The organism is Pantoea sp. X-Soil-YNGN-844, from assembly GCF_059730595.1.
The window spans coordinates 2,901,262-2,926,444 of sequence record NZ_AP036007.1 but is presented as its reverse complement, the minus strand read 5'-3'; the positions used below and the strand labels follow the sequence as shown (position 1 = coordinate 2,926,444).

At 56.2% G+C, this 25,183-nt stretch carries 16 protein-coding genes and 1 pseudogene; all 17 read left to right on the top strand.

The genetic code is table 11. The features are described 5' to 3' along the window. The first annotated feature begins 27 nt into the window (after positions 1–27). The 17 genes and pseudogenes from tssC to tssJ all read left to right on the top strand — a co-directional run bounded on the left by tssC (position 28) and on the right by tssJ (position 25,181). Positions 28–1,575: pseudogene (gene tssC, locus AC6I8C_RS13505) on the top strand (type VI secretion system contractile sheath large subunit). A gap of 18 nt (positions 1,576–1,593) precedes the next feature. After that, a complete protein-coding gene (gene tssK / locus AC6I8C_RS13500; RefSeq protein WP_497822786.1) occupies positions 1,594–2,943 on the top strand; it encodes a type VI secretion system baseplate subunit TssK in 1,350 nt (449 codons plus the stop codon). Next, entirely contained in the window at positions 2,940–3,668 is a 729-nt protein-coding gene (gene tssL, locus AC6I8C_RS13495; RefSeq protein ID WP_497822785.1) for a type VI secretion system protein TssL, short form, read from the top strand. Before tssK ends, tssL begins: the two co-directional genes overlap by 4 nt. Further along, positions 3,668–5,350 (top strand): OmpA family protein, encoded by a 1,683-nt coding sequence (locus AC6I8C_RS13490; RefSeq protein ID WP_497822784.1) that lies wholly within the window; start codon positions 3,668–3,670, stop codon positions 5,348–5,350. Before tssL ends, AC6I8C_RS13490 begins: the two co-directional genes overlap by 1 nt. Before the next feature lie 4 nt (positions 5,351–5,354). Beyond that, positions 5,355–5,846, top strand: coding sequence for a type VI secretion system effector Hcp (gene hcp / locus AC6I8C_RS13485; RefSeq protein WP_497822783.1), 492 nt, complete (start codon positions 5,355–5,357; stop codon positions 5,844–5,846). 166 nt (positions 5,847–6,012) lie between these two features. Further along, positions 6,013–8,658, top strand: coding sequence for a type VI secretion system ATPase TssH (gene tssH, locus AC6I8C_RS13480; RefSeq protein WP_497822782.1), 2,646 nt, complete (start codon positions 6,013–6,015; stop codon positions 8,656–8,658). A 69-nt stretch (positions 8,659–8,727) separates the two neighbouring features. After that, on the top strand, positions 8,728–9,546 hold the full coding sequence (locus tag AC6I8C_RS13475) for a lysozyme inhibitor LprI family protein (RefSeq protein ID WP_497822781.1): 819 nt from the start codon (positions 8,728–8,730) through the stop codon (positions 9,544–9,546). A gap of 36 nt (positions 9,547–9,582) precedes the next feature. Then, positions 9,583–11,937, top strand: coding sequence for a type VI secretion system Vgr family protein (locus AC6I8C_RS13470; RefSeq protein WP_497822780.1), 2,355 nt, complete (start codon positions 9,583–9,585; stop codon positions 11,935–11,937). 11 nt (positions 11,938–11,948) lie between these two features. Further along, a complete protein-coding gene (locus AC6I8C_RS13465) occupies positions 11,949–14,246 on the top strand; it encodes a hypothetical protein (RefSeq protein WP_497822779.1) in 2,298 nt (765 codons plus the stop codon). Between the two features lies 1 nt (position 14,247). Beyond that, a complete protein-coding gene (locus tag AC6I8C_RS13460) occupies positions 14,248–15,186 on the top strand; it encodes a hypothetical protein (protein ID WP_497822778.1) in 939 nt (312 codons plus the stop codon). Positions 15,187–15,242: 56 nt separating this feature from the next. Continuing rightward, positions 15,243–15,500, top strand: a complete 258-nt coding sequence (locus AC6I8C_RS13455; protein ID WP_072000524.1) for a PAAR domain-containing protein — start codon at positions 15,243–15,245, stop codon at positions 15,498–15,500. A 2-nt stretch (positions 15,501–15,502) separates the two neighbouring features. Next, positions 15,503–16,663, top strand: a complete 1,161-nt coding sequence (locus tag AC6I8C_RS13450; RefSeq protein WP_497822777.1) for a KPHS_23130 family T6SS system protein — start codon at positions 15,503–15,505, stop codon at positions 16,661–16,663. A gap of 26 nt (positions 16,664–16,689) precedes the next feature. After that, the gene (locus AC6I8C_RS13445) at positions 16,690–20,061 is read left to right on the top strand and encodes an ImcF-related family protein (RefSeq protein ID WP_497822776.1); all 3,372 of its coding nucleotides are present in this window, start codon (positions 16,690–16,692) and stop codon (positions 20,059–20,061) included. After that, positions 20,062–21,681: a type VI secretion system protein TssA gene (gene tssA / locus AC6I8C_RS13440; protein WP_497822775.1), complete on the top strand. Its 1,620-nt coding sequence runs from the start codon at positions 20,062–20,064 to the stop codon at positions 21,679–21,681. 83 nt (positions 21,682–21,764) lie between these two features. Continuing rightward, a complete protein-coding gene (gene tssF, locus AC6I8C_RS13435; protein WP_497822774.1) occupies positions 21,765–23,534 on the top strand; it encodes a type VI secretion system baseplate subunit TssF in 1,770 nt (589 codons plus the stop codon). Then, the gene (gene tssG / locus AC6I8C_RS13430; RefSeq protein WP_497822773.1) at positions 23,498–24,577 is read left to right on the top strand and encodes a type VI secretion system baseplate subunit TssG; all 1,080 of its coding nucleotides are present in this window, start codon (positions 23,498–23,500) and stop codon (positions 24,575–24,577) included. The genes tssF and tssG overlap by 37 nt, the downstream gene beginning before the upstream one ends. A 76-nt stretch (positions 24,578–24,653) precedes the next feature. After that, positions 24,654–25,181, top strand: coding sequence for a type VI secretion system lipoprotein TssJ (gene tssJ, locus AC6I8C_RS13425; protein WP_497822772.1), 528 nt, complete (start codon positions 24,654–24,656; stop codon positions 25,179–25,181). Positions 25,182–25,183: the final 2 nt, after the last annotated feature.

The following is a 25,183-nucleotide window of genomic DNA, read 5'->3' as shown; positions in this document are numbered from 1 at the left end:
CGATGATTTAACGGATTAATAAGGAAGATGCTGATGTCTGTAAAAAATGAGAATGCGACTGGTGGCGAAAGTGTGATGCTGGAGCGTCCTGCAGCGGGTGGGGTTTATGCGTCCCTGTTTGAAAAAATCAATCTGAGCCCGGTCTCTGAGCTGAGTGCGCTGGATATCTGGCAGGACGCGCAGGCGATGTCGGATGCGACTGCGGATGAACGTTTAACGGCGGGGATGCAGGTGTTCCTGGAGTGTCTGACAAAATCGGGCTCAAAGGTTGAAAAACTCGACAAAAACTTGATTGACCACCATATCGCAGAGCTGGACTACCAGATTAGCCGTCAGCTGGATGTGGTCATGCACAGCGAAGAATTCTAGGCGGTGGAGAGCCTGTGGCGCGGCGTGAAATCCCTGGTCGACAAAACTGATTTTCGCCAGAACGTGAAGGTTGAGTTGCTGGATATGTCAAAAGAAGACCTGCGTCAGGACTTCGAAGACAGTCCGGAAATCATTCAGAGTGGACTGTATAAACATACATATATTGATGAGTATGACACCCCGGGCGGTGAGCCGATTGCCGCACTGATTTCCGCTTACGAATTTAATGCGTCAGCGCAGGATGTTGCTCTGCTGCGCAACATTTCAAAAGTGTCTGCCGCAGCGCACATGCCGTTTATCGGCTCTGCCGGCCCGAAATTTTTCCTCAAGGATTCGATGGAGGAAGTTGCGGCCATTAAGGACATTGGTAACTACTTCGACCGTGCGGAGTACATCAAGTGGAAATCCTTCCGTGAGACGGACGATGCCCGTTATATCGGTCTGGTGATGCCGCGCGTGCTGGGTCGCCTGCCGTATGGCCCGGATACTGTGCCGGTTCGTAGCTTCAACTACGTGGAAGAAGTGAAAGGCCCCGATCACGATAAATACCTGTGGACCAACGCATCCTTCGCCTTTGCATCCAACATGGTTCGTAGCTTCATCAACAACGGCTGGTGTGTACAAATTCGTGGCCCGCAGGCCGGTGGGGCCGTGCAGGATCTGCCTATTCATCTGTACGATCTGGGAACCGGTAATCAGGTTAAGATCCCGTCAGAAGTGATGATCCCGGAAACCCGTGAGTTTGAGTTTGCGAACCTGGGCTTTATTCCGCTTTCCTACTACAAGAACCGCGATTACGCGTGCTTCTTCTCGGCAAACTCCACCCAGAAGCCGGCCCTGTATGACACTGCAGACGCAACGGCGAACAGCCGCATCAACGCGCGTCTGCCGTACATTTTCCTGCTGTCGCGTATTGCGCACTACCTGAAGCTGATTCAGCGTGAAAATATCGGCACAACCAAAGACCGTCGTCTGCTGGAGCTTGAGCTCAATACCTGGGTGCGCAGTCTGGTGACCGAAATGACCGATCCCGGTGATGAGCTGCAGGCTTCTCACCCGCTGCGTGACGCCAAAGTGGTTGTCGAAGACATTGAAGACAATCCGGGCTTCTTCCGCGTTCGCCTGTACGCCGTGCCGCACTTCCAGGTGGAAGGCATGGACGTCAACCTGTCGCTGGTTTCTCAGATGCCGAAGGCGAAATCGTAAGGCGAGGGGAAATCAGGGATGAAAATTCATCGTCCGTTATGGAATGAAGGGGCGCTTCTGGCCCCTCAGCAGTTCCAGCAGCAGTCTGAGTGGGAGGCGCTCTCCCGCGCTGGTGTTGCCGCACGCGGCAGCGCCTTTCCCTGGGGCGTCGGTCATGTTGAACTGGATGAGGCCATGCTGGCATCAGGACGTGTACAGGCGCAGTCACTGCGCCTGTGGCTCCCGGATGACACGCTGATAGATACCCGTCACAGCGATCTGCCCCCTGCGCCTCGCGAGGTTGAGGTGTCTGCCTCCGCCGGCAATGCTCCGGTCACTGTTTACGTTGCGCTGCCGGTCATGCAGGCAGGGATCGTCAATGTCCAGACCGATACGCAGCCGGCAGAACGTCCGTTACGCTATGCAGAGGCTTGGGAGACCATCGCTGACCGCTTCGGCCAGGATGAAGAGTCGATGGCGGTGGCCCGTTTTAATCTGGCCTTCCGCTTTGAACATGAAGACAAAAGCGCCTGGGAAACCTGCGCGGTTGCCCGTCTCCTACGGGACGGGCAGGGGAGATGGCATCAGGATCCGGACTTTATCCCGCCTATGGCCCTGTTCTCGGCCAGCCGCGGGCTTTGTGAGCGTCTTGCGCTGCTGAATCGCCAGCTCCGCTCCCGTCGCCAGCGCCTGATGTCCATGCGCCGTGAAAGTAATGACCGGATGGCTGACTTTGCAGTTGCTGACGTGTCGCTGTTCTGGCTGCTGAATGCCCTTAACTCCCATGCCCGGGTTCTCTCCGAATTTGAGCGTTTCCCGGACCGGCATCCTGAACAGATCTGGGCGGAACTGGCGCGTCTGGCCGGCAGCATGCTGACCTTCTCGCTGGAGCACGATCTGGAAGCCATTCCGGGGTATGACCACTGTGCACCGGAAAACACCTTCCCGCCGTTATTCGATCTCATCAGTGAGCTGCTGGAAGCCAGCCTGCCGTCACGTGTGGTAGCGGTCAGGATGGATCGTCTGGATCCGGAAACCTGGAAAGCGGTACTGCATGATATTCGTCTGCGTGATGAAGCGGATTTCTACCTCTCCGTGCGGGCCAGTCAGCCGGCATGGCAGATTGCTGAACGGTTCGCAGAGATGTGTATTGCCGGTGCGCCAGCCAATGTCGGCGAAGTGTCCGGCGTGGCTGTCGAGGGAATTGGTCTCATTGCCCTGAGCCGCGTGCCTGCTGCGCTGCCAGTGCGTCTGGAGAACCAGTACTTCGTGCTGGATATGGAAAGCCCGGCTGCCCGCGAAATGCTCGATCAGGGTGTGTGCGTATTCTACGTGCCGTCTCTGCTTGGCGAGCTGGAGCTTGAACTCTTTGCGGTGCTGCGCTCATGAATAAGGTTATCGACATTGATGCCCTGATGGCACAGACCTGGCTGATCGTTGCGCAGCTCCGCCATGGCGGGCTGGTGACGGATGGTCCTGCGCTGTATGCGGCGTGTAAAGCACAGGTGGAGAGCGTACGCGAGGCGCTGGAGCACGCGGGGCTGGGTGCTGAAAGTATTGATCACATCACTTATGCCCAGTGCGCCCTGCTGGATGAAACCGTCATGAACCGTAAGCCGGTGGGGTTGCGAGCAGAAAATACGGAGGAGACTGTTTCTGCTGACAGCGCACCCGATGCGCTGAATATGACCCTTGACGCCGGGCAACGCGCCTGGCGTTCTGCGCCACTGCAGGCGGTTTACTTCGGATCCCTGCGAGCGGGCGGGGCTTTGTACGATCGTATCGCGGAGGTGCTGCGTCAGCCCGCGCCGGAGCCTGCGGTGCTAACCTGCTACCAGCGGGTGCTGGCGCTGGGGTTTCAGGGGCAATACAGCCTCTCCGGAGTGGGACAGTCACAGCGCGATGAAGTGATCGCCGCGTTGAATGAGCGTGTGCCACCGCTGGAAAGCGAGGCATCACTGGTGGTTCAGAAGACCGGACGCCGTCGTTACAACCTGCTGCGGTCCGTCGGGTTCTGGATTGTGCTGGCGGTGCTCCTGACCGGTGCTGTGTGGCTGGGTGGTCATTTGTGGTTGCAGGATCTGCTGCACCAGCAACTGCCGGAGCAGTCCTGATGCGTGGAAAAAACGTCGTCCGTGCTGCCCTGCTGATAGTGCTCTGCCTTGCCGCCGTGCTGTGGCTGGTATGGGGATTCCTGGCCTGGCCGGTTGCCGGGAAAGCCTTCCTGTCCCTGGTGGCCTTGCTGGTTGCGGGCATGCTTGTCCATCGCCGTTACCGTCAACAGCGACCGGTACAGCTGGCTGATGAGGCCGGAATTTTCCCGCCCGACAGTCATACCGGACCGGTGGTGCTGGTCTGCGGGGATGTGGACGATAACATGTTCGCAGCAGGGCAGACACGTGGCACGGCGCAGGGCTGGTATCTGCGGATAACGGAACTAATCGGACTCACTCCTTTTACAGAGCGTCTGCTGGCCCGTACGCCGACGATGGCAGGCCAGCTCACGGTGACGTACCGTTGTTTGCCGGACCAGCATGAAGATGAGGCATTGTTGCGCGCCTCCCTGAAAGCGCTGCGCGTGCAGATGAAGCAGCTGCGGGACCTGACCGGCTTTAGCGTGCCGGTGGTCCTGAGTGCCGAATTCAGTGGTCCGGAAACGCCCTGGATAGTGGTACGGGGAAATACGACCCAGGTATCTCCTGAAGAAGAATCTGCCGTCATCCTCAGCGAATGGCAGCAGTCCCCGAAGATGGCTCTTATTCAGCCATACCTGACCCAGGCGACATCGCTGCTTCACGCCGTGATGCTGGATGAACTGGGCAAAGCGGACAGGCTGTGTCCGGCCATACGACCATTTGCTGTCACCCTGCGTCTGGGGCCGGTATCCACCTCGACAGCCGCGCTGTGGCCACAGTTATTGTTCCGTCAGACCCGCATTGCCCCTGCCGGCCATGTCACTGCCTGTGAACCGCGCTGGCATTTTGCCGATGCGGTACTTCCTCTGTTGGCTCCTTATACCACCCCATTGCAGGGTGGCAAAACCGGGCGTCGGGTGGTGATAGTTCTGCTGTTATGTGCCCTGAGTGCCATTTCCCTGTCCGTGCGACATAACCAGTCGCTTATCCGCACGGTCAGCGCCGATCTCCAGCGCTGGCAGGCTATCCCGATGAACCTCTATGCCCCGAAAGCGCAGGCTCTGCATGCCCTGCAGCAGGATGCATTGTTGCTGGAGCGCTGGCAGCGTCAGGGAGAACCTTATCGCTACGGACTCGGGCTGTATCCGGGCACCCGCCTGTGGCTGGCCGTGCAGCAGGCCATTGATACGTATGTGCCTCCGCCGCCACCGCCAAAACCGAAGCCAGAGCCGGTACCGAAAATTATCCGTCTCGACAGTATGTCGCTGTTTGACTCCGGCAAATCGGCGCTGAAAGTCGGCTCCACCAGAATGCTGGTCAATTCTCTGGTCGGCATTAAGGCCAAACCGGGCTGGCTGATTGTGGTCGCGGGTCACACGGATAACACCGGTAATGCACAGCTGAACCAGACGCTGTCGCTTGAGCGTGCCGCTGCGGTACGTGACTGGATGCGGGACACCGGTGACGTGCCGGAAAGCTGTTTTGCGGTGCAGGGCTATGGCGCAAGCCGTCCGATCGCAACCAATGACACTCCGGATGGGCGCGCGCTCAACCGCCGTGTCGAAATCAGTCTGGTACCGCAGGCGAACGCCTGTCAGATACCGGACCACACCCAGGCGTCATCGCAGGATGATGGCGCATCACAACACAATGGAGAGTAATTCCATGGCAATTCCTGTTTATCTCTGGCTGAAAGACGACGGCGGTGCGGACATCAAAGGTTCTGTGGATGTTCAGGATCGTGACGGTAGCATCGAAGTGGTTGCGCAGGAGCATAACCTGTACATCCCGACCGACAACAACACCGGCAAGCTGACCGGTACCCGTATCCATACCCCGTTCCTGTTCACCAAGGAAATCGACTCGTCCAGCCCGTACCTGTACAAGGCGGTGACCACCGGTCAGACCCTGAAATCCGCTGAGTTCAAGTGGTACAAAATCAACGACGCGGGTCAGGAAGTGGAGTACTTCAACACCAGGCTTGAGAACGTGAAAGTGGTGAAGGTGAATCCGGTGATGCACGACATCAAGGATCCTTCTTTCGAGAAGCATAACCACCTTGAGCAGATCGAGCTGCGCTACGAAAAAATCACCTGGACCTACAAAGACGGCAACATCATTCATTCCGATTCCTGGAACGAACGCGCCACCGCGTAAGCCACGAGCGGGCAGAGCTTGTCTGTCCGCTTTTTCGTTTTGCTGAGCGTCTGCCTGTGCGGGCGTTGAGCAAAAACATCACATCCCGGAAACAGACCTTATGGGCCTCGGTAACGGCCAGGGGCGGTAGCGTGCCTGAATGGTCCTCAACAGTGAGCAAGCAAACATGGAAAACCCGGCAATCCTTCTTCGACGTCTCAACCCTTACTGCGCCCGCGCGATGGAAGGGGCGGCCTCTCTGTGTCAGACCCGCGCCCACGCGGAAATTCTGCCGGAGCACTGGCTGCTGAAACTGCTGGAGCAGGGGGAAGGCGACCTGACGGTGCTGGCCCGCCGCTACGAGTGGGACATGGATGCCATCTGGCAGGATTTGCTGGGCTGGCTGGATAACCAACCGCGCTCGGTACGCCAGCGTCCTCAACTTTCTGACACCATTCAGACGTTGATACAGCAAGCCTGGCTGATTGCCTCGCTTAACGGGGAAGAGCAAATCCGGAGCCAGCACCTGTTGATGGCCCTGGTGGAAAAGCAGAACCTGGTGCGCTGCGATGGCCTATGGCCGCTGCTGACGCTCGGTCAGAGCCAGCTGGAGCGCCTGCGTCCTCTGCTCGACACACAGTCTGACGAACGTCCGGACGTGCAGCAGGAAGCCGAGCTGGCGCAGAGCCACGGTGGTGAGGTGGAGTTTGTGGGCCGTCCGGTGGGTGCAGAGCTGAAAAAAGGCGAACTGAACCCGGCGCTGCAGAACGCGCTGGATAAATTCACCCTCGATGTTACCGCCAAAGCGAAAGAGGGCATAATCGACCCGGTCTTTGGTCGTGATACTGAAATCCGCCAGATGGTGGACATTCTCTCGCGCCGTCGCAAGAACAACCCGATTCTGGTGGGTGAACCAGGCGTCGGCAAAACGGCGCTGGTGGAAGGTCTGGCTTTACGTATCGCTGAAGGCAACGTTCCGGAAAGCCTGAAACCGGTTATTCTGCGCACCCTCGACCTCGGCCTGTTGCAGGCAGGTGCAGGAGTGAAAGGTGAGTTTGAACAGCGCCTGAAAAACGTCATCGATGCTGTACAGCAGTCGCCCACCCCAATTTTGCTGTTTATTGACGAAGCCCACACCATCATCGGTGCCGGTAATCAGGCGGGTGGCGCAGATGCGGCCAATCTGCTGAAACCGGCACTGGCGCGTGGCGAACTTCGCACTATCGCCGCCGCCACATGGTCTGAATATAAACAATATTTTGAGCGCGATGCTGCCCTGGAGCGTCGCTTCCAGATGGTGAAGGTGGACGAGCCGGACGATGAGACGGCGTGCCTGATGCTCAGAGGTCTGAAATCCCGCTATGCCGGACACCATAACGTGCACATCACCGACGACGCCGTCCGTGCGGCCGTTACGCTCTCCCGTCGCTACCTGACCGGCCGTCAGCTGCCGGACAAGGCTGTTGATTTGCTGGATACCGCCGCCGCGCGCGTGCGCATGAGCCTCGATACTGTACCTGAACAGATTGTGCGCCTGAAAGCGCAACTGATCGCGCTGGAACTGGAAGAGCAGGCGCTGCTGGAAGACATTGCGGCCGGCAGTAACCGACATGGTGACCGCCTGGGGGCTATTGAGCAGCAGCGGACTGAACTGGAAGCGCGCATTGCGGAGCAGGAAGCGTGTTTCAGCAATGAAAAGGCGCTGGCACAGCAACTGATGGCCAGCCGCCAGGACATCAGCCAGCAGGCCAAAATTTCCGACCTGCAACAGCAGCTCGGACAGGCACAACAGGGCGACGTGCTGGTTCAGGTGGATGTGGACACCCGCACGGTCGCGAATGTGATTGCCGACTGGACAGGCGCACCGCTCTCTTCCCTGATGAAAGACGAGCAGACCGAACTGCTGACCCAGGAAAAGGAAATCGGCAAGCGGGTGGTCGGGCAGGAAGTCGCGCTGACAGCCATCGCCCGGCGCCTGCGCGCGGCAAAAACCGGGCTGACGCCAGAAAACGGCCCACAGGGCGTTTTCCTGCTGGTCGGCCCGAGTGGTGTCGGCAAGACTGAAACCGCACTGGCGCTGGCGGACGTGCTGTACGGCGGCGAGAAGTCACTCATCACCATCAACCTTTCCGAGTACCAGGAGCCGCACACCGTTTCCCAGTTGAAAGGCTCACCGCCGGGCTACGTGGGTTACGGTCAGGGCGGCATTCTCACCGAAGCGGTGCGCAAGCGCCCGTATAGCGTGGTGCTGCTTGATGAGGTGGAAAAAGCACACCGTGACGTGATGAACCTGTTCTATCAGGTGTTTGACCGCGGCTTTATGCGCGACGGCGAAGGGCGTGAAATCGACTTCCGCAACACCGTTATCCTGATGACCTCGAACCTCGGCAGCGACCACCTGATGCAGCTGCTTGACGAACAGCCGGACGCCACCGAAGGCGACCTGCACGAACTGCTGCGCCCAATCTTGCGTGACCATTTCCAGCCGGCACTGCTGGCGCGTTTCCAGACGGTGATTTACCGTCCGCTGGCGGAAGCGGCAATGCGTACCATCGTGGAAATGAAGCTCGACCAGGTCAGCAAGCGCCTGAACCATCACTACGGCCTGACCACGCATATTGATGGCAGCCTGTATGACGCGCTGACCGCCGCCTGCCTGCTGCCGGACACTGGCGCACGTAACGTCGACAGTCTGCTCAACCAGCAAATCCTGCCGGTGCTGAGTCAACAACTGCTGACCCACATGGCCGCGAAACAGAAACCGGACTCCCTGACGCTCGGCTGGAATGACGAAGAGGGAATAGTGCTTGAATTTAATGCCGCGAAATCATAACGCAGAACGGAATTATTTATTATTAGCAACGGAATGTTGCTGTTACTGCCAATAAAAAGGAAGAAACATATGACGTTTAAAAAATTTGTCCCGGCGGCTATTGCTCTGACCTTTACAGCAAATGCTTATGCGGGATTGTTTAGTTCATCCGATGATTTTAAATGTGGCAGAGAAGACGCCGTTAAAGCTCTTTCGGATTCTTTTCGCAGTGATGCTTCAGGCCTGTTGCAAAGTGATTACCTGACAAAATCCAGATATAGTTATGATAAACCCGTTGCTGACTATCAGAATAAGCTTAATAGCCTGGTGGTTGGCGTCAGTAATGTCTCTACGTCTGGTAATGGAAGCTATGGTCTGAATTGTAGCGCAACTATCTCAGTGAAGGTGCCACAGGAAACACTGGATGTGGTGAGTAGCGAACCAGACTATTTGCATTCCATTACAGGGAACTATGGCAAACTGAATAATGGAAGCGTGGTCTGGAGTGATGTCAGTTACAGCACTAAGCTTGCAGACAACGGTAAGGATGTCATCTTCAGCCAGTTTAACCGTACTGATTTGTCTGATGCCCTTTTCAATATCAGTGTATTGTCCATTAATAAAAGCCAGATTATTCATGCTCAGTTTAAAGGTGCGCTGGATTCTGCTAAGGCCGAATATAAAATTTCAGACCGCAACCTGAATTCCGTTTGGCGAGAACTTCCGGACTCTTCGCGAAATGCGTTAAAAAAAGAACAGCTGGCATGGGTAAATGAAAAAGTTACTAAATGCGGCAAATTGTCGGACGCAGAATCGAACAATGTCGATATTAAACAGCGTATCGAAATTTATCAGTGCCAGATAAGAATGACTAATGATCGCATTGCTTTCCTCAGTGGCGAGAATTAATTGACGGTGGCAGGTGTTCCGTAAGGGAGATAAAGGATGAATAGTGATGTTACCAGTCTGGCACAGAAGAAATTTGATGAAGCGCTGGGGCTGTCCCGTTATCGTGTGGATATTAATGACTGTTCACACTTTCTGGACGTGCTGCGATTTCGCGCCAGTGAAACCCTGAGCCAACCGTGGTACTACGATGTCACCTTCACCTGTGCGGCGAGCATTGCCAGCAATGAGGTGATGCTGAAACCGGCATCCTTCACCTTTCAGACGCCATTGTTTGATGGCACGCCGGCTTCGCCGGTGCGCACGGTATACGGCGTGGTGGATACATTCCGTCGGATCTCTGGCTCAGGGGATGAAATCACCTACGCCCTGCGACTCGTGCCACGTATTACCCTGATGCAGCACACCGAGCGATGCGCGGTATATCTCAATCAGTCCGTACCGGAGGTGGTGGAGCAAATCCTGCGTTCCCATGGGCTGGAAGGGGCGGATTTTGAATTCCGTCTGTCGCAGGCCTACCCGGCCCGGGAGCTTATCACCCAGTGGCGTGAGACAGACCTGGCCTTTGTTCAGCGCCTGCTGGCTGAGGTGGGTATCTTCTGGCGCTTTGAGATGGACGGCCGCATTGAACAGGATGTGGTGATTTTCCAGGACAGTCAGATGCAGTATCAGTTTGGCGTGAAGCTGCCCATTATTCCACCGTCACGCACCAGTGATAACGGCCAGGAGAGCGTCTGGGATATTCGACCAACAGACCGCGTGGTCACCGGTAGTGTGGCTAGCCGCGACTATAACTACCGTGATGCACTGACCCCACAGGACAGTTCGGTGATGGTTCGTCAGGAGGATGGGGCCACCATCGGTGAGGTGTATCACTATGCTGAGCCGTTCCTGAGTCAGGGGGATGAGCATACTCCAGAGAGCGGTGCCTGGTATGCCCGCCTGCGCCATGAGCGCTACCTCAATGCTCAGCAAACAGTAGCGGGGCGAGCAAGCAGGCCGGTTCTGGCTCCGGGCGAAGTGCTGGAGCCACAGGGCAGTGGGCTGCCTGACTCGCTGAAGAACGGCATTGTTATCACCGGTATTCACACCTCAGGTGCTCGTGACAAAGGCTTTCAACTGCGCTTTACGGGCATTCCTTACAGCGAAACGGTCTGTTTTCGTCCAGCTCTGTTGGACCGCCCGGTGGTGGCTGGCTCCCTGCCTGCCCGGGTGGAAAGTGATGAAAAGCATGACAGCTACGCGTATCTCGACAACCAGGGGCGTTATCGCGTCCGGCTCGATTTTGACCGTAACAGCACCGAGCAGGGCTATGCCTACCTCTGGCTGCGCATGGCAAAACCGTACGCAGGGGATACCTACGGCTTCCACTCCCCGCTGCTTGATGGCACTGAAGTCTCGGTGATGTTCGACGGGGGTGACCCAGACCGCCCGTACATTGCCCACGCTCAGCACGATTCAGAACACCCGGACCATGTCACCCGTGATAATCACACGCGCAACATCTGGCGTACGGCCGGAGACAACAAACTCCGTCTGGAAGACAAGCATCAGGAAGAGCATTTCAAGCTGGCGACGCCGTTTGGCAAGACGCATCTCAACGGCGGTCATGTTGTAGATAGTGAGCGTGAACCCCGCGGAACCGGTTTTGAACTGCGCACCGATGAATACGGGGCGCTGCGTGCCGGACGGGGGATGTTGCTGACTGCTGATGCACAACCGGCGGCACAGGGCAAAATGCTGGATATGGCGCCGGCTATTGAACGCCTGAATCAGTCAGCGGCCGAAATGAAGCGGCTCAATCTGCTTGCGCAGCAGGCTCAGGCACTCACCTGTGACCTTGAAAGCCAGAACAGACTGCTGGAAAACCGCCTGAGAGACCTTCAGTCCGCGGCCCTGCTGGGCACCGCACCGCAGGGCGTGGCGTTCACGTCGGGTGAGCATCTTCAGATGACCAGCAAGCAGAACACCATCCTGAGTGCAGGTCAGCATCTGGATATGGGAGCAATGAAGAACATCACGCTGGCTGCCAGTGAGTCTGTCGGGCTGTTTGCTCATCAGTCCGGGGCGAAGATGATTGCTAATCAGGGTGATGTTGAGATCCGCGCTGAAGCGAGTTCGATGGAGATGACATCTGAGCTGCTGTTTACCATCAGCAGTAACAAGGATGAACTGCTCATCAGTGCGCCTAAACTGCGACTTAACGGCGGCGGCTCCAGTATAACGCTGGACAACGGCGGCATTCTGGAAGAAACCCCGGGGGATTACCTGGTCAAATCCGCGCATTACCGCTCACCGATGGCGGGTGGCAGCATGGACATTACGCCGCCCAGGTTTAGCCAGACAAACGCCAGCGTGACGCCGCCCAAAACACGTAATATCCCTTCACGTTAAGGATAACCGGAATGAAAATCTGTTTTCCTGCCCGGAAAGCGAATGGCGAACAGTACGCCACTGTGGATGAGCTGATGCAGCTACTCTGTCAGGAGCCACACGGCGCCTGGCTGGCCGGAACGAATAACATGTGGCACGGCGGGATCCACATCACCGGTAAGAGTGCCCCCGGTTCCGTGCTGACAAACGAGACGGCAGACACGGCGGTGCCGCTTCAGTTTATGGCGGGCGGCGAAGTGGTGGCCTGGCGCATTAATCAGGACTATCTGACCGGTAAATACATCAGTAACCCGCTTCAGTATTCCAGTACGTTTGTGCTGGTCAAATCGACCTGTACCCCCGATCCCGAAAAGAAGGACAACAGCCTCGATTTTTACTCGCTGTATACCGGGCTTGCTCCGCTGTCAGCATTTCCCAAACACAGGCTGTATCAGGTCACAAAGAAGGGCGACGGGCTGCGTAAGCGTGAATATACCGGCAAAGAAAAAGACGGAGATAAGGCGCCGGTCGCGAAGAAGAATAAATTAAAAACGGGCGACAGTGTCATTGTGTTGCGTGAGACCACCTTCGACCTGGAGGGTCAGGCGCAGACGTTCGGGCTTGCCCGGGCGCTGAACAGCAAATCCGAAATGACCGGCGGGGCGTTCTGGGTATCGCTCGATTCGCAGTTTGTGACCCCCGTGGGTGAGCAGAGGGCACACCTGCCAGCCTGGATGCAACTGGCTGTAGCGCAGGGCACGTCTGATACTGTCGTTAAACCGGCAACCAGACTTGAGGTGGCGGCAGGTGATGCGGTGGGCTATCTGGCGGAAGACATTGCTCCCTGCGACTTACACGGTGTGGAGAAAAGTGCGTTCGCACACATTGAAGTGCTCAGCACCGACAGCCGGATGATCGATTTTCTGAGCAATAAGGCACAGGTGCAGAGCGGCCCGAAATATATTCATATCCACCCGGAAAGTTCCGTCTATGCCCGTGCCGGGGATAACTTCACCAAAACTGAAGGTAAGGTAAAGAAAGATATTCACAAAATCATGCTGCAGGACAAATGCCATCCGTTCAAAGACAGCAGCGGCAAGCGCTGGTTTGATATCGGAGACGGGGCCTGGGTAAGCGAAGACGATGTCGATGCGGATATCGGCCAGTACGACCTGGATAAACTGGGTTTTAAAGCATTTGAAGAGCCGTCCACGTCCGATATGACGAAATCTTTGCGTGAGGGGTGGATCAAGGACGGGTTCACCAGGATGGCGGAATGGGTACGCCCTGAACGCGGTATCCGGGAAAAACAGGTCTCTGACTACTACAAAGCCCTGCTGCTGAAAATGGACAGCGATAACAGTGGTGACCTGTCAGGCGAAGAACTGCGTCACGCGGTGAATTACGCGGAGCTGGATGTCAGGGATATCGCAGCGCGAATGGTGGTCAGGCACGACAGTGAGTGGTTTGGCGGCAGCAGCCATCACCGGTGGACAACATTTTTAAAGCAGCTGGATCCGCTGTGCATCAGCTATGTCAGAAAGTGGTTTGACGACATGGAATGGATGAGCAGGGTGGAGGGATTCAGCAGTGGGGAGCCTGTCTGGCATATGCATCCGGTGGTGTTTTTGGAAGCATTATCTGATTCAGCAGAGTTAATTAATGTAGACGCATTTATGTCTCTATACGAGAAGGAACATATTTCGTTTGCCCCAGGAACCGCAGCGTTGTCATCTGCATCAAAGAGTAACTTACGTAAAGTCTTGAAAAGTTTAAATAGTTACTATGCTACTTCTGTGGAGTACAAACATAACTTATATAAGTTAGCATATATGCTGGCAACGATTAGGCATGAGACATATCACTATACAACTGCTGAGTTTTTTAGTGAGAAGCCTGAAATCGGTGGTGTGAGCTATTTTAATAAATATGACCCCGTACTAGCTGATACACCAAAAAGAAGAGAGAGAGCGATCAAGAATGGCAATACAGCACAAGGTGATGGTTTTAAATACCGAGGCCGTGGTTGCGTGCATTTAACATGGAAAAGTAATTATAAGAAAGCTCAAGATAAATTTGGTGTGAATTTTGTTGACTCACCTGACTTGGCAGGCGACTTCAAATATGCACTTCATATTATGGTTTGGGGGATGGAGGAAGGCATGTTTAGTGGTAAAAAATTAAATGACTATATTAATACTGGTGAGGTTGATTATGTCGGATCGCGGTATATCATTAATGGTCAGGATCAGGCTCCCCTGATTGCATCATATGCAAAGCGATTTGAAGCAATTCTGGAACAAACCTCATCAGCTTCTAAAGGGTTTTGATATGAAAAAAAACAGTGCATTTATTATTGGCTTCTTTTTTTTTAGCACAAGTGTATCATTTGCAGCCAATGATACAGCTTCTAAATTATCTTACGATAAAGGTTTGCAGCAAATAAAGTCAGATGATGGTCGGTCATTTCTTAATTTTGAAGAGCGGGATGAAGGGAATACAGCGTATTATTTTGACTACTTTGGAGGAAACTCTGCTGTTGTGCATGATAGTGATTCTTTAGATTCTTACTCTGTGTTCTCAGTAATCGAATCGGATAATATTAACTTTAGGATTAACTGTATTTATGCGGATTTTAAAAGCGGCAAGAATGGAATTGTGTCCAAAGAGGGGCTTTGTGGATTAGATAAGAAAATTGATAATGAATCATCTGTTTCAGGGGGTGAGGGAGACGATTTCATCAATGGAATCATTAATCACAATGACAAAATTCAGACATCGTACTTTATGAGCGGCAAGGTTAAATACTTGCCAATAATCATATTTCAGAGTGAAAAACGATATGCATATAAATTATATGAAAGCAAAGGCGACTTAGAAAATGGGAACTATAAAATAATTTCTTGTGAAAATAATAGCGGCACTTGTGAGTTATATGGAAGTGATACCTGGGTGGTAATTCAGGATGTGCCAAACCCATCGATAGAGTTTAATGTCATAATGAGTTTAAATGGTCAGTCTGCTTTTGAAAAGGCAAATAGTAAAAAAGTTAACTTGGTCGTGGGTGGAAATTCACCGTTTGAAGTTAAATCCTCAAAATCTTATTTTCAGGCATCGGCTGGGAAGAAGATGAAATCATATTTGGTTAAAGGTGATAAAATAACTCTCTTGAATCTCGATGAGGATAGGTGTTTGATTGAATATACTAATGCTAAAAATAAAATTATTGATGGCTACATTTCTTGCCAGGACTTGAATATTTTTAACTAATCCGTCTTCAGATGCTAACGCTTTAATTTTCTGATTTGTAGAGAATAGGTGTGAATATGCAAGGAATTATTCGTCTCGGTGACAAAACCACACATGGTGGTGCAGTGTTGTCTTGCTCAACAACCATGCTTTTTGGTGATATTGGTGTGGCCCGTAAAGGTGATCGTGTTTCCTGCCCTGAGCATGGTGATACCACTATTGTCGAAGGTAACCCAAATTATCGCGATCGGGGTGTTCCTGTGGCATTCCATGGCCACAAGTGTGGTTGTGGCTGCACGCTTATCAGCTCACTGCCCAATGCTCTGGTGGGGTAAACGTGCCGGTTGAACTTGAGCGTATTCCCGCGCAGGAAAAACTGCCGCCCCGTCCGCGTTTTAAACGCTGGCTCCTCCTGGGCATTGTGATGTTGTTGGCAGGGGTTGCGACCACATTCCTGTTCTGGAAGGGCGAGCGCTCAGGTGCCGCTTTCTGGGGGCTGGCAACAGGATTGCCTGTCGTGTTGTGGGGCCTGCTGGTTGTCGGACGCTATCTGGGATATGCCCTTCTTTGCGGGCGCTGCGACCAGAAAAATGCCACGACTGCCGCACGCTACCGTGCAGACGTTGCGCGTGGTCAGCGCTTTGCCTGGCTTATCGGTGAAGTCCTGATTAACGGGCTGGGGTCTGCCAGCCCGATGACACACGAGGCCGTGTTAGCCAAAAAGCCCCTGATGATGCTCCGTGAGCCCGCTAATGGTGGCAATCCGGTTCGTCACCGGGCGCTGTCGGTCGCCGGGGAAATGGCTGACCGGGAAGCGCACTATTTTCAGGAGGTAATCGCCCACGTCCGGAATCTGGTGTCGTTGCTCCCGCCTACGCTGACCTGCTATCTGGCGGTGGATACCGGTGAACAGTTTTCGACACTGCCATCGCTCCTGCAAAAAAGCGTTATGCACCCGCTGGTACGCATTCACGACCTGACGGGGCTGGAAATCCTGGACTACTGGCTGGACTGCCATTATGACCGCGCTGCTGCGTTACTGGTGGTCAGCGCTCAGCTTTACGAACACCCGCCAGAGGACAGTGGCGAGGCCATTTCCATGTTACTGCTGACCAACTGCCGCCTGAAGGACATCCCGAATGTATCGGTCAAAGTTCACCGGCCGCAAATGTGTTGCGATGGCAATCTCGACCGGGCATTTGAACGCATCATGATGTGGTCAGGGCTGGAAAAAACAACACTGAAGCAGGCATGGACTAGCGGTGGCCAGATGGCCTCCGGCGATATATTCAGCAAGGCCCGGGAGGCACATGCTCCGGCGCTTAAGGCCGATAAAATTACCCATATTGATACGGTTGTCGGGTTTGCGGGCGTTGCCGCTCCCTGGCAGGCGTTACAGCTGGCGGCCCGTCAGTGTTTGAGCGACAGCCAGGCCCAGCTAATTGTCACCGAACTTTCAGAAGACAACCGACAACTCTGTATTGTCACCCCGGAATAACTCTCAAGGGATTGCTCTCCTCCGTTATGAAAATCGCATCCACTTTTCTGCTTGCGCTGCTTCTGGGCGCACTGTCTGTCTGCCTCATTGGCGGCGCACTCTGGTTCTGGCCGGAGTGGGTTAAGGACACCTTCAACATCGGGCCATTCAGTACGACCGGCATAGTGATAATCAGCCTGCTGCTGATGCTGGCTGCATTGATTATCGGCTGGGTGCTTGAAACCGTATTCGCTAAGAACGGTGAGAAACAAGGAAAGCTGGATGTGGTCGCCTCCGGACAGCAGGCTGCTGCATCCCAGCCGGAAGCAAAACATACCGACGCGGATACCTCCCGGTTTGTGGCTGAGGCGCTGGTCGATCACCTGCACCTGCGTTACCGCCGCCGCTGGAAAGCCAAAGTACGCCTGCTGCTGGTACAGGGTACCGACAGCGATATCGAAAAGGTGGTGCCGGGACTGAAGCGGGACCACTGGCAGGAGAGTGACGGGATTGTGCTGATCCACGGCAGCCTGTCGGAAAGTGTGCCGGATGATGAGTTCCTGTCCGTTCTGAAAGAGGTGCGACCACAACGTCCATTGGACGGCGTGGTGCAGGTGATGAATGCAGCTGCACTGCCTGATACGGCGAAGCAGGACACGCTGGTGCGTGTACGTCAGAAAACCGATGCCCTACTGGGTTGGCAGTTGCCGGTCTGGCTGTGGCTTGTCCGGGAAGGCTTCTGGGACCAGGACGGAGTGGGTGTACCTCCAGCCGGCGCGCTGTTTGGTCCTGCTGCGACAACGGAAGAGGTCCGTTCGACATTGACCTCACTCTCGTCAGACCTGCAAACACCTGGCGTGGCTGCGCTGCTGGAGAACACTCAGCACCACTGGCTGCTGAGCCTGTCAAAAGCCCTGCGCGGCTCGTTGCGACGCTCTCTGGTCTCGCTGCTGACCACGCTGATGTCAGGGCCAGCCCCATACCGTCTGCGTGGGGTGATGTTCAGTCCGGCATTGCCAGGGACCGAAACGGTGCCGCATGCGCGCCTTTCACCACCGGTCTGGCAGATGCTCGAAAAGGACAGCCTGCAGGTACATGCCCGTAAAATCGGCTTCCACTGGCAAAAGGTGCTGCGCCTGGTGCTGCTCGGTCTGGTACTGCTCTGGGGCGCGGGCACGCTACTGTCCCTGTCTGTCAACCGCACCCAAATCTGGCTGGCTCAGGATACGGCCCGGATTGCTGCTGACACTAAACAGCCTCTGTCGGATCGTCTGCGTAACCAGTTAGCTCTGCAGCAGACCATTGCCCGCCTGCAGAACCGCGGAGTGCACGGCGCGCCGTGGTACACCCGCTTTGGCCTGAACCGGGACAGCGACACGCTGAAGCTGCTCTGGCCATTGTATGCCCGTAACAATCAGGCACTGATGCGTGACGCGCTGGCTGACGAACTTCATCGCCAGCTTAACGCTTTTGTGCAACTGCCACCGGCAAGCGATGCGCGCATGTCTGCCACCCAGAAGACCTACGGTCTGCTTAAAGGCTACCTGATGCTGGCCCGTCCAGACAAAGCGGATGCGGAATGGCTGGCAGGCAATATGCTGAAGGCCTGGCCGCACCGCAGCGGCGTGCCGGACAGCGTGTGGCAGACCCAGGCACCGAAGCTGCTTGGCTTCTGGGCGCAGAACTTACCGGCACACCCGGAGTGGAAAATCTCTCCTGACCGCGAACTGGTGGGTACGGTGCGTCAGATCCTGCTCAAACAGATTGGTCAGCGTAATGCCGAATCCGGCCTGTATCAGGAGATGCTCGGACGTATTGCCCGTAACTGGCCGGATTTAACCCTGGCGGACATGACCGGCGATACGGATGCATCGTCGCTGTTTTCCTCTAAAGAAGTGGTCCCGGGGATGTTCACTCGTCAGGCGTGGGAAGAGCAGGTTGAGGACGCGATTGATGAAGTAGTTAAGATCCGCCGTGATGAAATCGACTGGGTGCTCACTGATAAAACTCATCAGTCGGGCAGTGATGTGTCACCGGAAGCGCTTAAAGAGCGCCTGACAGAACGCTATTTCACCGATTTTGGTAACGCCTGGCTCAATATGGCCAACAGTATTCAGTGGCACGAAGCCGCCTCACTCTCCGAAGCCATTGCCCAGCTGAATCTGCTGGCGGATGTACGTCAGTCCCCTCTGGTAGCGCTGATGAATACGCTCGCCTGGCAGGGACAGACCGGTGCTAAAGGGGAGGCGCTGGCGGATTCTCTGGTGGACTCGGCGAAAAAACTGGTGGGGCGTCAGAAGAGTGCAAAACAGTTTATTGAACAAGCGCAGGGGCCGAAAGGGCCGCTGGACGGCGTCTTTGGGCCGCTCACGGGGCTGATGGCCGGCAAGGACGGTACCGGCTCAAACGGTAACCTCAGCTTCCAGTCCTGGCTTGCCCGTGTAACCCAGGTGCGTCTCAAGCTGCAGCAGGTGACCAGCGCCCCTGATCCGCAGGCGATGGCGCAGATGCTGGCCCAGACTGTTTTCCAGGGAAAAGCCATCGATCTGACCGACACCCGTGACTACGGCTCTCTGGTAGCGGCAAGTCTCGGGCAGGAGTGGAACGGTTTCGGGCAGGCATTGTTTGTGCAGCCGCTCGATCTGGCCTGTCGTCAGGTGCTGGCTCCTGCGGCAGGCAGCCTCAATGCGCGCTGGCAGAGCACCATTGTTTCGCAGTGGAACACCGCCTTTGCCGGACGCTATCCATTTAAGGCCACCGGCAGCGATGCTTCACTGCCACTGCTGGCCCAGTTCCTGCGCAGCGACTCCGGGCGTATCGCGGCATTTATCAAATCCAACCTAGGGGGCATGCTGCATCAGGAAGGCAACCACTGGGTGGTGGATCCGGCTGCCAGTCAGGGAATGAGCATCAGTCCGGCATTTCTTGCCGCCATCAATAAGCTTGCCGATATCTCGGATATCGTCTTTGCCCAGGGCGATGCCGACGTGCATTTCGAGCTGATGGCCCGCCCGTCACGCGATGTGGCCCGCACCCAGCTGACGCTGGATGGTCAGAAACTGGATTACTTCAACCAGATGGAAAGCTGGCAGAGTTTCACCTGGCCGGGAAATACTTACTATCCGGGTGTCGATATGAGCTGGCGTTCAGTGAACACCGAAATGCGCCTGTATGAAAGCAAACAGGGGAACTGGGGCTTCATCCGCCTGCTGGATAAGGCGCTGATCACCCCGCTAGACAGCAGCCGCACCCAGCTGGTGTGGATCACCCCAGACGGTAACCCGCTGAAATTCATTCTGCGCAGTGAGCTTGGCGACGGGCCGCTGGCGTTACTCAAACTACAGGGCTTCAGTCTGCCGCAGACCATTTTTTCTGTGGGCGCGGCTGACAGCGCGCTCACGCTTGCCGGAGACGAATAAATGGCGACTGCAGAAACGCTCCTGACCTTGTGTCTTCCGGATGCGGGCCAGCGTACCACACTGCTCGCTAAGAGCCGGGAAAGCCTCTCTCTGTGGTCGCCGTGGCTGACACCACTCCCGACGGGTAATGGGGCCGGGGATGACCCGACCTATGAGGATGATTTCCAACTGATGCGCGAGGAGATCAACAAGCTTTCCGGCATCGATACCGGGGTGCTTTGTCGCCTGGCGGAAAGTATTCTGACCCACCAGGCACGCGACATCCGGGTGGTGACCTGGTATGTCTTTGCCCGTCTGCAGTGTGATGGCGATACCGGGCTGACGGATGGCATCATACTGCTGGCAGCCATGCTGGAGCAGGCAGGGCAGCACTGCCACCCACAACGCAGCACCGCAAGACTGGCCGCACTCGACTGGCTGAACAGTGAGAAAGTGCTCGATACATTCTCGCGCTGGCCGGACGTGACGCGTGAAGAGACCGCCAGAACAGCAGCCGCGCTGTGTTTGCTGGAAACGGCCCTTGAACAGCTGCCGGAGGCGGAACGCCCTGACTTTGCCGGTTTGCTGCGCAGGCTGGAAACCCGCCTGGCTGGTAGCGGCGGACTGGATACACCGGTGGCTTCATCAGGACCGGACGGCTCAGGTGAAAGCCCCCACAGCACACCGACGTCAGGCACTGCTGTACCGGAAACCGTGGCTGTCAAATCGGAAGTGGAACTGGTCCGTCAGCTCCGGGTGCTGTCCGGCTGGGTGGTTGAGCAGCCGCAGGGCTGGCTTGCCGCCCACAGGATGATGAAGGCCGCCCGCTGGGACCTGGTGACGCAACTTCCGGCTCTCGATGCAGGCGGGCGGACACGCCTGCTGCCGCCAAAGGCTGACTACCGCGCACAGCTTAAACGTCTGTACCTGCAGCAGAGCTGGACTGAACTGGTTGAGCAGGTGGATGTGATGTTCACCGAGGGCGGTAACCGCTTCTGGCTCGATTTGCAGTGGTATCTGTGGCAGGGGCTCAGCCGGGCTGGTGGGCCGTGGGAGCACTGGGCGGAGTACATACTCAGCGACCTTAGGCTGTTACTGAAACGCCTGCCAGGCCTGGAGATGCTTGCCTGGAACGATGGCACGCCGCTGGCCGATGAGGTGACACTTAACTGGATAGCCGAAAAGGTCCACGATGAGATGCCTGGCTTCAGTGACGAGCCAGCAGCGGCCACCGCCGCTCAGTCTTATGACATTCTGGCGCTCGAAACCGAGGCGATGGAAAAAGGGGACAGTGAGGGCCCGGAAGCGGCACTGGCCTGGCTTCAGAGTCGTCCGGACATGGCTTCACCCCGCTGTCGCTGGTTACTCCGCCTGCTGATGGCGAAGGTGGCAGAACAGTACGGACGTAATGAACTTGCCTTTCACCTGCTGGGTGAACTCAACGACAGTGCTCCGCAGCTGACCCTCAGCGAGTGGGAACCGGGGCTGCTGTTCGACGTGCAGGCTCGCCGTCTGCGACTGCTGCGCATGAAAGCCGGTCGCAGCGAAAGCGACAAGGCCCGTTTTGCCCCGGAAATGGACAGCCTGCTGGCCGGGCTGATTGCCCTCGATCCGGCACGCGCGATGGTGCTGTGCGGATAAGCATCCCCTGACATTACGGATCATAACCTCCGATGATGCCGTCTGTTTTCTTTTTGATATTTTCACACTCAGGATCTCCGTACATGGATGATTTAACCCTTCGCTATTACGAAGCCGAGATGCGTTACCTGCGCGAAGCCGGTAAAGAATTTGCCCGCGCCCATCCTGACCGCGCGGCGATGCTCAACCTGGATAAAACCGGGGCGCGTGACCCGTATGTTGAGCGCCTGTTCGAGGGTTTTGCCTTTCTGATGGGCCGCCTGCGTGAAAAGCTCGATGATGACCTGCCGGAACTGACCGAAGGGCTGGTGAGCCTGCTGTGGCCACATTACATGCGTACCATACCGTCGCTCTCCGTGGTGGCATTCACACCGGACTGGCGACAGCTACGTAAAATGGAAGTGCTGGAAAACGGCTTCTCCGTACTGTCTCGCCCGGTCGGGCCGGATAACACGATCTGTCAGTACCGCACCACTCGTGAAGTGCCACTGCAGCCGCTGCACCTGGCCGAGGCCCGCCTGCAGACCGAACCCGATGGTTGCGCCGCCATTCGCCTGCGCTTTGAGTGCCCGGATAAGGTGGACTGGTCGAAAGCCGGGATGGATAAGGTGGCCATTTACCTCGATGCCGAAAGCCCGGTGGCCTCGGCCCTGCATCTGGCACTGACCCGCCGGGTACAGGCGATGTATATTCGCCACAGTGAGACCCGTACCGAGCGGGTACGCTTTGACGGCTGGTGTAAACCCATGGGCTTTGATGATACCGACCGGCTGTGGCCTAAAGGTGATTCAGCGTTCAGTGGCTACCAGTTGCTGCTGGAGTATTTCAGCTTCCGCGACAAGTTTATGTTCGTGGAGCTCAGAGGCCTGGAGCTGGCAGGGCTGAGTCAAAAAACCACCTGGTTTGAGACCGATATCGTGCTCGACGGCGGCTGGACGTCAGACATGCCGTTTGAGACCGATAATTTCTGCCTGCACTGTGCGCCGGTCATTAACCTGTTCTCACTGGAAGCGGATCCGTTAACGCCCGATCCGCTGCAGAATGAATACCTTCTGCGCCCGATGCGTGTGCAGGACGGGTATACCGAAATCTACAGCGTAGACTCCATCCACGGCGCAGTGAAAAACGGTAAGCATCCGTACGTGCCGTTCACCAGCTTTCGCCACCGCGGTGGCATGATGCGCCACGATGCACCGGAGCGTTACTTCCACACCCGCGTGAAGCGGGGTCCATCGGGTCTGTATGACACCTGGCTTATCCTCGGTGGCAAGTCATTTGAGATTGAGCAACTGTCTCAGGCACCGGAGTCGCTCTCCATCCGCATCACCGGCACCAACGGCCAGCTGCCGCGCCGCTCACTCCAGAGCACGCTGCTGGACAGGGTGGTGAAGGCGGGCAAAGTGCCGGTCAGGGTCATGAACCTGAAGGTGCCGACCCTGCCGCTTTACCCGCCTGCGAACGACCGCTTCCACTGGCGGGTGATGAGCCATCTGGGTTCAAGTTTCTTAAGCATGATGGATAGCGCGGAAGTGTTGCGCGGCACGCTGGCGCTGTATGACTGGACCGACGATGAGATGAACCGTCGCCGTCTGGAGGCAATTGTGGCGGTAAAGCACACCCTTATCCGCCGCTTTGAGAAGGGCTTTATGCTTCGTGGGGTGGATATTGAAATCACCCTTAACGCGGACAATTTTGCGGGAGAAGGGGATGTCACCCTGTTCGGGGAAATGCTGCACCGCTTCTTTGCCCTTTATGCCGATGTCCACCTTTTTAATCAGCTCACGCTGGTCCTGCAACCGACAGGGAAACGACTGCGATGGAAAGAGAATCACAGCCAGCACATTCCGGGCTGACAGAGCAGCTTGCCGGTGACATCTGGCGGGTTAATTTCTACCGCTTCTGCCAGTTGCTGGAGCAGGAAAACCCAGATGCGCCAAAGCTCGGCAGCACCGGGAAACTGTCCGACGACCCGGTGCGTTTTCGTCCGTGGCCGGGGATGGGGTTCCCGGTCAGTGAACTGAAGGCGGTAGAAACCGATGAGGACCACCCGGAACTGTCGCCGACGGTGCGGACCACTTTCCTCGGAATGTACGGGGTGGACTCCCCGCTACCGACGGCGTACCTCGATGATATTGCGCAGCACCGGGAGGGATATGAAGCCACCACCGCGTTTCTCGATATATTCAGCCACCGTATCCACACCCAGTACTACCGTATCTGGCGCAAATACGCATACCCGGCGACCTTCGAAGCCGGTGGCATGGATGAGATCTCCCAGTGCCTGCTGGGCCTGGTTGGTCTGGGCATCCCGGGTACTGCGGAGCAGATTGCCACCCCGGTTTCCCGTTTCCTGGCGCTACTGGGTACCATGCGGCTGCCAACGCGTAATGCCGAAGGTATCCGCCAGCTGGTGAGTCTGCTGGCCCCGGACACCCGGAGCACGGTTATCAGCCCGGACCCGGTGAAAGTTCCCGTGGAGAGCCGCAGTGGACTCGGCAAAGCCAACCGCGTGTCGCTGTCACAGCGGGCCACGCTCGGCAAAACCGGGAAAGAAGCCTGCAGCCGTATCCTCTTGATGCTGGCGACTGACAATCCGCAGGAGGCGCAGGGCTGGTTGCCCGGCAGTCAGTTGCACACTGACATGATGGTGCTGCTGCGGGTGTACATGGGTTATCGCTCCGATGTACGCCTTCGCCTCACGGTACCGGTAAGCTGTCTGCCTGAACCACGCCTGGGTAAAGCAAGCCGGGTTCAGCTGGGCCGCACTGGCGTACTGGGTCTCAGACGCGACCGTCCCTCGACCCATACGCACCTTACCGTGAGTCTGGGCACCTATGAAGGCCTGACCTGTGAGACCCTGCTGCCGGCCGAATCCGGCGGCTATAAATTCGACTGATATTCCTGAAAGTAATACCCAACACAAGACACATTCAATACGCCCCTGTTTCTGAACGCTGAAAAGGACTCCACGAATGACTTTCGCTTACCTGTCGCGCAGCGCCGCACTGATGCTGCTCTGTTCCCTGTTGACCGCATGTGGCCTGACTCAGGCCGTATCGGACGGCACTGTCAGCGCAACCAGAGCCATTTTCTACAAAAAAATAAAGGTGCTGCACCTGGACTTTGAGCCCCGAGCGGCCATTAACGCCGATGAAAGCCAGACGCCGCTTGCCACCATGGTGCAGGTCTGGCAGCTGAAGGACCGCCAGAAGGTGGATGCGGCTGACTATCAGAAACTGTTGCGCGATGCGGATAACACTCTTAAAGAGGACATTGTCGCCAGCAAGTCTCTGCTGGTGATGCCCAAAGGCAGCATGACGCTCAATATGCCGATGAACGAAGAGGCGAAATTTGTGGCAGTGGTGGGGCTGTTTAATCGGCCGGATATCAAAAACAACACCTGGAAGCTGGTACTGAGCCGCGACGACCTCGACCCGGACAAGCCGCGCGCTATCCAGCTCAACAGCACCGGGCTGACTCTGGTTCCGGTGAAGGAGTAAAC

Coding starts and splice junctions, on each gene's coding strand:
- tssK (WP_497822786.1), top strand. CDS start 1,594: ATGAAAATTCATCGTCCGTTATGGAATGAAGGGGCGCTTCTGGCCCCT.
- tssL (WP_497822785.1), top strand. CDS start 2,940: ATGAATAAGGTTATCGACATTGATGCCCTGATGGCACAGACCTGGCTG.
- AC6I8C_RS13490 (WP_497822784.1), top strand. CDS start 3,668: ATGCGTGGAAAAAACGTCGTCCGTGCTGCCCTGCTGATAGTGCTCTGC.
- hcp (WP_497822783.1), top strand. CDS start 5,355: ATGGCAATTCCTGTTTATCTCTGGCTGAAAGACGACGGCGGTGCGGAC.
- tssH (WP_497822782.1), top strand. CDS start 6,013: ATGGAAAACCCGGCAATCCTTCTTCGACGTCTCAACCCTTACTGCGCC.
- AC6I8C_RS13475 (WP_497822781.1), top strand. CDS start 8,728: ATGACGTTTAAAAAATTTGTCCCGGCGGCTATTGCTCTGACCTTTACA.
- AC6I8C_RS13470 (WP_497822780.1), top strand. CDS start 9,583: ATGAATAGTGATGTTACCAGTCTGGCACAGAAGAAATTTGATGAAGCG.
- AC6I8C_RS13465 (WP_497822779.1), top strand. CDS start 11,949: ATGAAAATCTGTTTTCCTGCCCGGAAAGCGAATGGCGAACAGTACGCC.
- AC6I8C_RS13460 (WP_497822778.1), top strand. CDS start 14,248: ATGAAAAAAAACAGTGCATTTATTATTGGCTTCTTTTTTTTTAGCACA.
- AC6I8C_RS13455 (WP_072000524.1), top strand. CDS start 15,243: ATGCAAGGAATTATTCGTCTCGGTGACAAAACCACACATGGTGGTGCA.
- AC6I8C_RS13445 (WP_497822776.1), top strand. CDS start 16,690: ATGAAAATCGCATCCACTTTTCTGCTTGCGCTGCTTCTGGGCGCACTG.
- tssA (WP_497822775.1), top strand. CDS start 20,062: ATGGCGACTGCAGAAACGCTCCTGACCTTGTGTCTTCCGGATGCGGGC.
- tssF (WP_497822774.1), top strand. CDS start 21,765: ATGGATGATTTAACCCTTCGCTATTACGAAGCCGAGATGCGTTACCTG.
- tssG (WP_497822773.1), top strand. CDS start 23,498: ATGGAAAGAGAATCACAGCCAGCACATTCCGGGCTGACAGAGCAGCTT.
- tssJ (WP_497822772.1), top strand. CDS start 24,654: ATGACTTTCGCTTACCTGTCGCGCAGCGCCGCACTGATGCTGCTCTGT.